We start from the raw sequence: 13,034 nt of genomic DNA on the forward strand, positions 1-13,034 counted from the left end.
CGACGATAGAGAAGTACCTTATATGTGATACTAAAGGAAAAAACACCGTTTTTTAATGTTGTTATCTTATATGCATAAGTTTCAAAAGGTACACTTTCTGCAACGCATTTTGTGAAACGGTAGAATAAGGGTTCGTATAGTCTCGTATGGTATCAAATACAGTTATGAAACGTATCATATTTACCGTTGACCTTTTGATACACATCGAATGAGATGAGAGTATCAAATAACAAAGGCGGAATTAACCATGGACAACAAAGAATTCGGATATGTACGAGTAAGCAGTAAAGACCAAAATGAAGCACGACAAATGGATAGCATGTATGCTCTTGGAATTGTTGAGCGTGATATTCATATTGATAAGCAAAGAGGTAAAGACTTCAATAGACCTCAATACCAAGCTTTGAAATTGCGTTTGCGTAAAGGAGATACATTATACATTCATTAGATAGACTAGGGCGTAACAAAGAGATGATTCTAAACGAGTGGAATGATATCACACAGAACATTAAAGCACATATTGTCGTAATTGATATGCCATTATTGGATACACGGAAATACAATGATTCAATGGGTTCTTTTGTAGCGGACTTGATATTACAGGTCTTACCATGGGTTGCTGAGGAAGAGAGAACTAAGATTAAGACTCGTCAAGCTGAAGGCATAGCATCGGCAAAGGCACAGGGTAAACACCTAGGAAGACCAAAAACATCTATTACATCTGAATTTGAACTGGCTTATAAGGAATGGAAAGCAGGAGAAATCACAGCTGTTGAAGCAATCAAGTATGACTAAGGCTACATTCTATCGCAAGGTTAAGGAATATGGGGCAAACTAAAGAGACTCCCCAAGGAGTTTAACGGGTTCGGTTGGTGGGGAGAAAAATGCCAATAACAAAGTAAAATTCATACTAACCAGCATATATTTCAACAGCAAATTGGCAATATAAATGACAAGTAAAAACGCTCACGAATATGAGCGTTTTTTGATGTAATATTTCACCATTCTTATTGAACTAAAGCACCCGTTAGTTGAGTAAGGTGTGTTAAATATAATCGATAAAAGTACCTTCTTTTATATAACCATAAACCTTTATAGTATTACTTAATACCTCACCTGGTACATTAATCTCTTTAAGGATTTTTACTACTGTATTTTTTATTTCTTCACTTTCCACTTTAATCTCTAACCATTCAATTGTTTCGTATTCTCCAAGTCTAAAATATTCATACCAATCATTTGACCACGGACAAATATAACCATCTTTAACATACTTTGTCCTCCATTGAGTAATAACACCATCCACATCTTCATACCTATCCATTTCTAATCTAATCTCTTCCCATTTTGTATCATTCATTAAACTTTGAAATCCAACAAACTTCATTATTTTCCTCTCCATCCATCTACTTTTTACCAATATTTTTCCCATATTATAAATGACCTTATTGAACTATCCTGCCCCATTACTTGAATAAGAAAAAGGGGTGCCACAGCAACTCCCTCTTAAACTCAGGCACTCCGTTAGTTTAATAACTTTCGTATAAATCTCACTGAAATTGTGGTACTAATTTAAATAAGGAGAATTAAAATTCTCAACAAATAATCCAGAATCTCCAACTTTTTTACGGGCGTTAGGACAATCCTTATTTGCTCCAATGTACATATAGTAATCGTATCCGAAATGAACAAAAAAATCATTTTTGTAACTTAACTTACACCAAATAACATTCCTTAAAGTTAACTTTGCCAACTCATTGATTTCTTGAGTAGTTACACCTTTGCCCACCCACATTTTTGATAAAAAGCCAGAAGCATTTTGATTTGCAACCTCGTCAGACCACATCTCTAAAGCATTTAAATAAACCTTATTTAAACCCATCTCATCCATAAAAGTAGTGATTGCGTTTATGTAATTTGATTCTGTTCTTAAATAATCTTCTTCGCTTACTTTAGTTCCTACCTCTGAAAAACAAGTCCATTCCTTGCCATCAAGATAAGAGCCTCTTTCATCTCTGTTTTTAGGATTATATTTTGTTATCCTCCAAGAAAACAATTGGTTTCACACCTACTCTTTTTATCTTTATTATAAGACTATTATATAGTGTTTATGGGACAATTTTTTCTTTCACTAAACTGCCCGTTAGTTTAAGTGGAATATTTCACAATATTTAAATTTATTTTAACATAAAATTTCAAGTTACCTTCAAAAAAATAAGTCTAGTATATCTAAATCGCAACAGTTTTAGCATTTGTTTTAACAACATCACATAAATTTATGCGGTGTCTTCAATTTGTGTACGTATTGATGTGTTAATTAGTTTGAAGAAGGGAAAGTATTGTATATCATGGAATAACATGTATACATATTGAAAAAAGGAGTAGATGATGTGATTGATAAAAGACTAATAAGAGATAATGACCATGATATAGAGGATGCCTTACAAGAGATTTCAGATACAACAATTTTAATAAACTTTCAAAAAGCAATCGTTAGTTTGTACCCGCATTTAATACCGATTCATGCTTTTGCTTATGATTCTTGGGATGATATTATAATGCCACTATTCTATGAGATGGTTTATAAAACTTTTGCTTTTAAATATGGAATTGATGTTAAACTTAATGAAACTCACACTTATATGTTTTCATTAAGTAGCTATAAAGGAATAAATCACATCGAGTGCATACCGAAGCATCCTTTTTTCAAAGTTTTAATAAACGAAGAATGGATTGAAATGGATATGAGTAGCTTGGTAGATAAGGCACTTGTGTTCAAGTCATTTGGGGATGGAATACATTTTCTTATTAGTGGTCTTGAAGTCGAAGAAGCGTATAAGGTGAGTTTTGACCTTGTTGAGGTAGATATCGTTTCTACGATAACAGGTAAACCTACTAAGACAAGTGTATTTATTAGTAAAGAGGAGTTAGAATTTGTGTTTGTTGCAGAAACCTATGATGAAAATTTACAACATTAATTCCAAGACCAAATAAGAAGGTGATAATATTGGTAAACCAAATACAAGCCATTCATAAATTAAACATTGACCATATAGCAGTAAATCATGACACACATAATATCTGCATTGATTACGATGGTAATCTAATTTTGCTGACTTCGACTAAAAAAAGCGGGAAATACCATCATTCGGTTTTTCATGTTACAGAATGGGGAGTACAGAAAATTATAATTCCCCCTGTAAAAGAACAATTTCATTATGCTCAACCATTAGGGGATAATTGGCTACTTGTTAACGGCCGTGTAGAGAATGATAAAACACATAATGCCTTTGTATACGATGAAAATAAGAACGTGATGTCTTCCTTTCATATGGGGGATGGAATAGAAGATGTCCAAACTACCAAGAATGGTGATATTTGGACTAGCTATTTTGATGAAGGAGTGTTTGGGGATTCTATTGGAGCAAGCGGGTTACTTTGCTTTGATAAAAAAGGTGTAAAAATATTTGATTTTGTAAGATTTGTACAAACACCTAGCAATAATGAAATTCCTTTCATGGATGACTGTTATGCTTTGAATGTTTATTCAAATGAAACTATATATTTGTATTACTATTCGGACTTCCCTTTTTTAGCATTACATAATAAGACAGACTACGAGTTATATAATGATAAACTGTTTAAAGAATCGCCGATTGAAGGAAGCCATGCTTTTTCAATTTGGAAAGATAATATCCTATTTGGACACGGCTATGATGATAAAGGGAAAATTCATCTTTATTCATTAAAAAGTAGGACAATCCAAAGCTATTTTCCTGTGAATGAAGAAAATGACATCATTAACTATGATTATGCAGTAGGGAGAAAGCATAAGCTGTTTTTAGTTTGTAAAAATGCCGTTTATCATGTTGATATTAGAAACATGATTGAGTAGCTTTTTCTAACCTAAAAGCAGTATGAAATAAAGGTTGTATGAATAGAGGGTACTGCCTTTTATGAACACTTTACAGTTTTCTATCACTACTTAATAATTTGAAATGAAGCTTTATCACGAGAAGTGGTTAGTGCTAGTTGAAGATAAGTAATACATGATTATATCAAGGTTTTCAGCTTCTGTGGCTGCAATGACCTTAACAACTGAAGCTGTTATAGCTATTGCTAGTAAGTAAGAGGAAAATGCAGCGAAAAACAATGATATATTAATGTTTTGTAGTGGCAGAAAGGGGATACTGGTGTCCTCACTGTATTCAAAATTATTTACCCTAAAAGACCAAAGACAGTGAGAAAACTGAAATGCTCTCTGTTCTTGGTCTTTTATTTTTACTCAATTCTTAATGAAATATTGATTTTAATAAGAGTAACAATCCCTTTCACTCCCTCGCTACATGCTAAGGTGAATTGAAAAATGATAATAGTTCTAGTATGAAGATAAGCCACGATTCTAGATTGTGCTTATCTTCTTGTGTTTATCTATGGTTGAGTACGAAACAATTAGAGAAGGATTAACGATTGGGCAGGTAGAATATTAGTAGTGCGAGTTGTATCCCAGTAAAGGAAGAAAGAATTCAGACTAAAAAGAAGAGGTAATGTTATGTATCAGAATCTCTTAGGTGAGTGGAAAAATACATTAAGTTTAATTGAGAGTGTTGGTGGAGAGACATATTGTAAAGTTGAAATGAAAGCAACAAATGAAGAAATCGTATTAAAAGAAAAACAATTAGGTATTAAATTGCCATTTAGATTTACTAATGCTCTGCTTGATTTTTCAAAAGATGTTCAAATCAGCTGGAAATTTCCTTATGAATTGGATGCTCCTAAATTTATTGAAGAGGTTTATTCTGGAGAAATAGGATGGCAATTTGCAAAGGTAAGTATAGTTAGTACAAGAGGTGGACAATCGGATAAATTAGTTTTTCACTATACAGCTAATGGTGATTTTCTCGCTTTTGATTTGGCATCCTCATCAGATGACCCAAGAATTATATATTGGGATGATGACGAAGAGACCGAAATACTTTTAGCCTCAAATTTTGATTTGTTTTTACAGGAAATGACTAACTTACACTTTGTAGGAGGAGAACACTGGCAACTTAGATACTTTTTAGGACGGAATGGTCTTGACTCAACCTCCGAAATTGCTTTGAAATGGAAACAATGGCTTGAGAACGAAATCAATGTTAATGATAAAGAAATTGACATTACTAATCTGAATGATATTTTTGAATTGATTTTTAGCTTAAATAGATTACGGAAAAATGAAATTACAATCTTATCATCAATCCCCAAAGATTTACTTTTTAATTTAACTTTATCGAAAATGAAAACAACTTCTTATTTGGAACAAAAATTATTATGTTTCATTATGGGGGAAATTTTGAAAAATGAAGTAAGTGAATGGGTGGAATCACTATGGGAAAGTGAGAATGAACTAATAGTTCCTGGGATGCGTTCTTACCTCAGTTCGAAATGTTTACCTAAAGAAAAAGGACTCTCCTATGTTTTAGAGTATGTTCAGAAAGAACAGCTTGATGGTTTTGGAGCAAATGAACATTTAAAATATTTTAGAGCAAATCATATTATTGTTTGGATGCAGGAGAATGCAAAACTACCATATGAAGGGTGGGACTATCTTTTTGCTTATTCAAATCCCACTTGGAAGGATATTGAAACTTGGTTAAATTTGGATTTCAAACATAAAGTAATTTGTGTTAATTCGTTAGCAGTGATATTAAGACTAAGTAAAAAACAAAATGCTGCTCTTCCTTATGAGGATGAACCCATTCAAATTTTTGATTTACCTTGTGTAGATGAAGTTATAACAACAATTAATAACATTAGGGATACGGGTAAAGTAAAAAACCGACATTATGTACTGGATGAACTTATTGAGAATATAAAGTTCTTTTACTAATAAATACCTATTAAGCTAACTTAATGCGTTTCTGTAACAAGACGGGAACGCTTTTTTTGTATTGTGGTAAGAAAGAGGTTTAGCTAAAGAAGGAAATGCTGAAAAGAAGTTGAATATCTTCTTTAAACTAATTGGGCAGGTGTTTTTTTTGAAAGAAGTAAGAGACCTAATACCTACAAGGAAAATAGGAGTTGGTGAATTAGATATAAAAACAGCGGAAGAACAGATAGGAGCAGATTTCCCAGAACAATATAAAGAATTATTCATGTTAGTTAATCATGCCGAAATAGGTGAATGGATACTTTATCCTATTAAAGACCATAGAAACCCAAAAAAGACTTGGGATGATATTGTAAGACAAAACACTGAAGTCAGAGAGGAAGATATGTCGAAAGACCTTATTGCAATCGGTGATGATGGTACAGGAGATAAATTATGTTTAAAAATAAATAACGGAAAAATGGGCGATGAAATTTATCTCTGGTATCACGAAGATGCTGAAATTGAAGAAATTGCCCCTAATTTGAAAGAATTCATTATTATTATCTCAGAAGAAGATACTGATGATTTTGATAAAGAATAAATTCGTATTTAACAAACGAAAAGCGTTTCTGATATAAGCAGGAACGTTTTTTCATTAATGTGGTCGAGGATAGTATTATAACAATATCAGAGCATGTACATAGGGAGAAATAACAATGAAAAATAGTAAAGAGTTAAAAGCATTTGCAATCGGTGATGATTTCAAACTTAAAATCGTTCAAGTTGTTATCAGCCATAGTAAAGACATTGCTGTCTTCTGGTTAAGAGATGTAGAAGGATATACTAACGAGGAGATAGCAAAATTCAAAGTATGCGAATTTCCTTTGGATAAAAAAGTTTATATTAAGGATTATGGAGAAACAACAGCGAGGGAACTGATGAAGGAAATCGGAGAATACCCTGCTTTTGTTTTCTCAAAGGAAAATGATAATGATTATTATGAAAATTGGTTATCGGACTTAGAGAAAGATGAAATGGATATTTGGGATAAATGTAATTATGTAAGAACTAAAGATGACTTAATATCGTTTATTAATTTGTTAAGAACAGACTTAAAAACAAATGAAGAGGAATGGGAAAATACCACACTAGAAGCATATTTAGAGTCTATTGAAGCTTGGATGACTAATGCAAATAAGTTATCAGACAAACCAAATTGGAAGGATTTTGCACAAATACTCGTATCGGGAAGATTTTACGAATAGATTTCTTATTGAATACTAATGATTTAACATTCTAACAATGAAAGGGACTTGGGGACTCTCCAAGTTCTTTTTAATGTCTATTACAAAGTGATTTCCTGCGTGATTCGACCTGTTACTTCCCTACTTTGTTCTGTTTCTCTCCTTAAAACTGAACCCGTTAATCGGAATCATAGAGAGTCCATTTTATGAGTTTAGTGAGTCCGTAAAGCACATATTCCCACACGCTCAGTATTTGCTCTTGGTGGCGTTTTAAGAGGTCTCACAAGCACAAGATACAAGATAAAGATGCTCTTAGAGGATTGAAACTGAGGATATTATGTATCGCTGTGGTGTTGATGATACTGAAACCACGCTCATCTACACACAAGCATTCGATAATTGTTCGACACGACTCAAATAATCGACATGATTTATCGCAGTAAAGCGATAAAACAATCAGAGATATACTGATACAGTTCGATAAGAATAATCGATAACAGGGTGTAACCTGTTGAGTGTTACCTAAGGAAAGATATCGCCGCTTTTATCATATTGTTTTCGATAAGTTATATGTAAATCTAGAGCGTGCCTTAAGTTTACAACCGATAAGCATTACTGTATTGTAAAATTGAAATTGGTATCATAATTAATTTACAAAATGTAAATAAAGTCTTTGATTCTAATTTTACAATATGCTATCTTGGATTCATCAGATAAGTATGGAAGGAACGATGAACTTGAACATAGCATATATCAGAGTATCAACAGTTGAACAGAACGAAGCAAGACAAGTCGAAGCAATGAAACAGTACAAGATAGATAAGGTGTATCAAGAAAAAGTCTCAGCCAAAAATACAGACAGACCAAAACTACAAGAGATGTTAGACTTTGCAAGAGAAGGAGACACAATCTATGTTGCAGACTTCTCAAGATTAGCACGCTCCACGAAAGATTTGTTAGAGCTAGTAGAACTATTAGAATCAAAAGGAGTTCAACTAGTATCAATTAAAGAGAATATCGACACTTCAACAGCAACAGGTAGACTAATGTTAAAGATGATTAGTGCTATTAACGATTTTGAACGTGAAAATATGCTTGAAAGACAGCGTGAAGGAATAGCAATTGCTAAAGCAGAAGGAAAGTACAAAGGGCGAAGAGAAGTATCAATCCCAGATTTCGATAAGCATTATAAACGGTATATGAATCGAGAAGTATCAAAGACTCAGCTTGCTAAAGAACTAGGAGTATCGAGACCAACCCTAGATAAGTTATTTAAAGAGCATCAACAAGTGAGTTAATAAGGGACTCCCCAAGGGGTCTCTTTTCATTTGCAATTGATATGGGGGTATATTCCCACAGTTTCACTGGGTTAATTGTTGGGATATGGGTTAGGTAGCCTCATCCACACGTCACAGAAAATTCGAGTGTTGCAGAAGGCGATTCTAAGCGACTTAGAAATAAGGTTATGACCTATATGAATCTTAGTCATTTGTACATATATCTATAAATGCAATTGCTTCACACTTCAACAAATAGGTTTGTTACTTGCGGCAAGACTTTAACCCCTTGTATTATGAAATTAAGATTTGTTGTCGAAAAAAGAGTGGAATGGGGTATAATTTTGCGAATTGATATTTATTTTCATGATTATAAAGATAAAAGTGAATCAAACAGGACTTTGGAAGTTCTGAAGTTATTCCTTAACAAAATCATAATCATGAATAATTATAGTAGTTTATACAATAGTATATCATTTAAATTTTTGAATAACCCACCGAAGAAGAGGGAGGCAAAAGTACTTATGCCTTATGGGATTCATCCTGCGATGGAGATTCTCTCCCGTTTTGAAGATAATAGAAAATTATGTGTAGATACATTTCATATTGCACTAGGTTTATTGCAAGAAGCAATTCCTCGTATACCAAATGCCCCAACTAAAAAAGAATTTGATTTTGATGTTGAAGGACTTTTGAGAGATATTAGTATGGCTGCAAAAGATGCCCCACATTCCAAAGAAGCACTCAAACATTTGGAGGACAACAAACAGCAACTTACTATACAAAATCTTATTAATCACAAATTAAGGATAATTGAGAATTTTAGGGAGAATCCTAGACCGTTGGATACTAAGATTGTAGGAGTACGTATCATTAACAATTTTCGATTTAATGATGATGAGGATGTTTATTTCTATCAGAATATGTATGAAACTATCTTTTCAAATGTTCTTCACAGGTATGAAATTTGTTTACCCAGCTATCGGGAAATTTATTTCGATTTAGTAACTACAATAGAAGAAGCCACTGATATTAGCACTAGTAAGGAAGACTGGTTTCAGTACACTCATGCAATATTAGATTACACACGATTTAAACAATCATCACTAGAAATGAAAGAACAATTATTATTAGATAGTTTAATTGAAGGACTAAGGTATATTACAGATTTTGACCACTTAGAAAAGGACAAAATTGAAAGTGCAATTAAGTATATCCAAAAGCATAAGCTGCAAACACCGCTTATTTATGCCATAAAAGAAAATGAAGAATATGAGGTGAAAATTCAATATAAAGTAACAAGAGAGAATATCATCAGAAACTACGTAAAAGCCAGTTATAATTTACAAATTTTCCAAAAGGCAACAGGAGAAGAGCGTGTAATTCCTCTTGGGGTCTTCGAAACATTTAATGTTCCTTACGTTTTGGGTAGTATTCGTCTAACTAAGAAACAAGTCACAATTAAAGGAAGAACAGGGTTAAGAGCAGAAATCTATCGTTCAAGCGAAAAAGCACCCAGTGAGTACAAATTTCAGTTCTATGAACTGTTTGAGCATCAAAGTTGAAAGTATATACTAACTGTTTATCAGTTGCTGGTTAAAAAATTTAAGACAATTTATTTTGGAGGAGTAAAAAATGGGTGCTTGGGGAGTAGCGGTATTATCAGATGATATAGCCGAAGATGTTAGCTTTAGATATAAGGATTTATTGGGTGATAATTACTCGAATGAAGAAGCAAGTAAAATTGTGATTGAAGAATTTCAGAATGAGTTAGATGATGAAGAAATCACGGCTTTTTGGTTGTCATTTGCTTTAATACAATGGAAATTAGGAAGACTTCAAGAACAAGTAAAAAATAAAGCACTTCAAATTATTGATAGAGGTACTGACCTTGAACGTTGGGAAGAAGACCCTAAATTAAAGAAGAAGCGTGAAGCGGTTCTACTTAAACTAAAAGAACAATTAAATTCTCCACAACCCAAAGCTAAAAAAGTACCAATGAGGTTTGTAACTGACACGTATTTAAAAACAGGTGATGCCATTAGTTATCAATTACTAACAGGGGATTATATTATCCTTAAGGTCATAGGTATTATTGAACAATGGACTGGAGATAGATACCCTCTTTTTGAAATATGTGATTGGGAAGGCAAAGTAATTCCTACTAAAGAACATATAAGTCAACTACCACTTAAAGAGTGGACTTTGGGAAATGGAAATAAAGAAATGAACAAACTGGCAATCTTCCCAGCTGGAAAAAGAGATGACCCGACAAAACGGATTAAAGTAGTAGCTGAGAATGTAAAAATAAAATTGGATATGGAAGCACCATACACATTATTTACTTGGAAAGAATTTGATGAAAAGCTAAAGCGATTTTATCATTTTGAGTAGTTTTAATACTTTCAAAAACCATAAGAGGTTACTAAAAGCAAAGTAGTTGTGAGGGACTCCTTAAGGGGTCTCTTTTTTATGTTGAGGACGTAGGGGGCATATTTCCACATTTTCATTAGGAGCATATGCTGGTGATGGGGTAGGCAGACTCATTCACACGTCAGAGTGTGTTGCAGGGACATTTGAAACAGACAATTTAAAGGCAACAAAGGTGGATGCAAATACAGTTGATGCAGTGTCAGTTCTTACAGAAAAGCTTGATATTTCCATGGGGACATCTCTAAAACAATAATTAAACATTCAATAATAATGTGGGTCCTACAAGTATTGGTGGAGTTGCTAGAACTGGTGCTATTTCATTCTTTATTGTTATGGGAGGACTATTATTCGTTGAGAATATTGCTCAGATGGGTGTTACGATGCCTGCTTTTGTTAAAAAATACTTACTTGTATTGAAAGAAAAGACGATGATGTTAATAGGAAGAAAGATGACGAAGGCAAGTAGAATATTGTAGAATGATAAACCACTTTTTTAATAATCATAGACATATAGGTGAGATATATGGTAAAATTTTCTCATCAGAAAAGGTGGTCACAAAAAGACGGAATCACCTTGTATAACCCTTGATATATCAACGTTTCTTCATGATGATGATGCAAATGGGGCAAAAACCATCTCAGAAAAAAATCAATCAAATGATGAGCGCAATGAACAAACAGGTAAAATAAGAAAACCTTATGAACCTTGTTATATCAACGTTTTGGGAAGATATATCTAAAAATCATAATAGAATCAAGTAGGAGAAGGATTATCTAGACTGTATCTTTCCTCTGATTTCTTATGATTCTTGGTTTATCTTTCATTTTTACACTTTAAACCACTTTTTCTGGATGAATGATTCAGTAAAGGTGGTTTTTTGTAATCCCTATTCTCCCATCCCCTACTTGGAAACTTGCCCATAGCAACGAATTGTGGATGGAACAGAATCCTAATTTAGTGGCGGAGGGACGTCACATGTTTAACTTAGAGGATCAGTATAAATTTAAGAAGATCGTGGAGATATATCGAACGAGGAAACTAACTCAACGAACAACAAAGGACTCCTTAGGGAGTTCACCTAAGAGTAACAGAAAAGTCACTATACGAATCAAATAAAGGTTTTAGAATAGGGAAGGTGAGAAAGGCTAGCACCTATCGTGTACATAGGAGATGGCTGTCAGAGACGGAAAAGGGGATATTACTTGGTCTCGGAGCTATTAGCTTTCTATCTGATTCCTAAGCTTTTCTTTGGTAAATAAAAAACTACTGAGTGATTAAATTTACTCAGTAGTTTCATTTTGTTAAGGGAAGATTTTCTTATTATTAGCTTGAATTCAATTTTCTTACAGCATTTTTCTGAATTCTCTTTAGTTATCTATTTATCCAGAAGTTTAAGTTCAAAACTCATTATCGTTCATGTAATTCACTCAGTAATTGTTCCTTCTTAAACGTGATATTATTTGATGTTTTATCAAAATGATAAATAATAATAATTTCTTCACCATTAGAATTAGAATCTCCTCTTAAAACACCAAAATCTCCATCACCGAAATCAATTATATTTGAATAAGAAAATTGAGGATATGTCTGCTCATTATCATAATAAACTGGGTTTGATTCATTATGACTACAAGTTGCAAGAGCAAGTATAACAGTTAAGATAACAAGAGTTATCCGAATTTTTCTTAACTCAGCTGAAGAATTATCGTTCATTCCAACCCCTCCTTATAAAATTATACAATCCCTTTCAATGAATTGATTATTTAATCGTTACTTTGTATTGTGAATTATTCCTAAAAAAACAATAATCTCCTATAAATGTAATGTAGTCAATAAAGTAGATAAAAAGATTATAGCTACCAATAAATTCTAAAATTTACACAATTATAAATAAGACTAGTTTACTGTCTTCACGAATGTATTAAGAGCATAGGATTCAGGCCAAAATACATGTAACTAAGAATTATATTAATATTTTTGGAGATGTTCGACTAAGATACCTGTAAAAATTGAGAATCCAATGAACCATGAACGTTTTTTAATCGGAGAAGCATTCAGGAGGTATGAATAAGTGAATATTATTACTTTGAGAGGGAAGGGGAATACGAATAGGAACAGAGTTTGATAGTAAGTGTTAACAAGAGATCTATATGAGGGGGAGAAATGGAAAATAGAAGAAAACTTATCGATTCGGAGTTGTAATTACAAATATAAAAAGGAATATC

The 13,034-nt window shown here is 32.9% G+C and carries 12 protein-coding genes and 2 pseudogenes; 11 read left to right on the top strand and 3 right to left on the bottom strand.

The features are described from left to right. The first annotated feature begins 247 nt into the window (after positions 1–247). Positions 248–838: pseudogene (locus tag V179_RS27195) on the top strand (recombinase family protein). A 207-nt stretch (positions 839–1,045) separates the two neighbouring features. Here V179_RS27195 and V179_RS0106195 read toward each other — a convergent pair. Both V179_RS0106195 and V179_RS0106200 read right to left on the bottom strand, forming a co-directional pair. Then, on the bottom strand, positions 1,046–1,387 hold the full coding sequence (locus V179_RS0106195) for a DUF6678 family protein (RefSeq protein WP_028390717.1): 342 nt from the start codon (positions 1,385–1,387) through the stop codon (positions 1,046–1,048). Between the two features lie 180 nt (positions 1,388–1,567). Continuing rightward, on the bottom strand, positions 1,568–2,056 hold the full coding sequence (locus V179_RS0106200) for a hypothetical protein (RefSeq protein ID WP_028390718.1): 489 nt from the start codon (positions 2,054–2,056) through the stop codon (positions 1,568–1,570). 334 nt (positions 2,057–2,390) lie between these two features. Between V179_RS0106200 and V179_RS0106205 the strand changes: the two genes are divergently transcribed. The 10 genes and pseudogenes from V179_RS0106205 to V179_RS30530 all read left to right on the top strand — a co-directional run. Further along, on the top strand, positions 2,391–2,978 hold the full coding sequence (locus tag V179_RS0106205) for a hypothetical protein (protein ID WP_028390719.1): 588 nt from the start codon (positions 2,391–2,393) through the stop codon (positions 2,976–2,978). Between the two features lie 29 nt (positions 2,979–3,007). Next, positions 3,008–3,895 carry a hypothetical protein gene (locus V179_RS0106210; RefSeq protein ID WP_028390720.1) on the top strand — a complete coding sequence of 296 codons (888 nt, stop codon included), beginning with the start codon at positions 3,008–3,010 and terminating at the stop codon, positions 3,893–3,895. Between the two features lie 657 nt (positions 3,896–4,552). Further along, positions 4,553–5,872 (top strand): SMI1/KNR4 family protein, encoded by a 1,320-nt coding sequence (locus V179_RS0106215; protein WP_028390721.1) that lies wholly within the window; start codon positions 4,553–4,555, stop codon positions 5,870–5,872. A gap of 148 nt (positions 5,873–6,020) precedes the next feature. After that, positions 6,021–6,455 carry an SMI1/KNR4 family protein gene (locus V179_RS0106220; RefSeq protein WP_028390722.1) on the top strand — a complete coding sequence of 145 codons (435 nt, stop codon included), beginning with the start codon at positions 6,021–6,023 and terminating at the stop codon, positions 6,453–6,455. A 115-nt stretch (positions 6,456–6,570) separates the two neighbouring features. Then, positions 6,571–7,119: a DUF7660 family protein gene (locus V179_RS27200; RefSeq protein WP_034300830.1), complete on the top strand. Its 549-nt coding sequence runs from the start codon at positions 6,571–6,573 to the stop codon at positions 7,117–7,119. Between the two features lie 710 nt (positions 7,120–7,829). Continuing rightward, positions 7,830–8,396, top strand: coding sequence for a recombinase family protein (locus V179_RS0106230; RefSeq protein ID WP_235178971.1), 567 nt, complete (start codon positions 7,830–7,832; stop codon positions 8,394–8,396). A 323-nt stretch (positions 8,397–8,719) separates the two neighbouring features. After that, on the top strand, positions 8,720–9,940 hold the full coding sequence (locus tag V179_RS0106235; protein ID WP_152534702.1) for a hypothetical protein: 1,221 nt from the start codon (positions 8,720–8,722) through the stop codon (positions 9,938–9,940). A 70-nt stretch (positions 9,941–10,010) separates the two neighbouring features. After that, positions 10,011–10,769, top strand: coding sequence for a hypothetical protein (locus tag V179_RS0106240; RefSeq protein ID WP_028390725.1), 759 nt, complete (start codon positions 10,011–10,013; stop codon positions 10,767–10,769). Between the two features lie 311 nt (positions 10,770–11,080). Further along, on the top strand, positions 11,081–11,284 hold the full coding sequence (locus V179_RS27205; RefSeq protein WP_034300833.1) for a phage holin family protein: 204 nt from the start codon (positions 11,081–11,083) through the stop codon (positions 11,282–11,284). A gap of 124 nt (positions 11,285–11,408) precedes the next feature. After that, positions 11,409–11,498, top strand: a pseudogene (locus tag V179_RS30530) (YneF family protein); the annotation flags it as partial. Positions 11,499–12,216: 718 nt separating this feature from the next. Here V179_RS30530 and V179_RS0106250 read toward each other — a convergent pair. Beyond that, a complete protein-coding gene (locus V179_RS0106250) occupies positions 12,217–12,522 on the bottom strand; it encodes a hypothetical protein (protein ID WP_028390726.1) in 306 nt (101 codons plus the stop codon). Between the last annotated feature and the right edge of the window lie 512 nt (positions 12,523–13,034).

The sequence above is a fragment of the Bacillus cihuensis genome, from assembly GCF_000504145.1.
In the GTDB taxonomy this organism is placed as follows: Bacteria; Bacillota; Bacilli; order Bacillales; family DSM-1321; genus Peribacillus; species Peribacillus huizhouensis.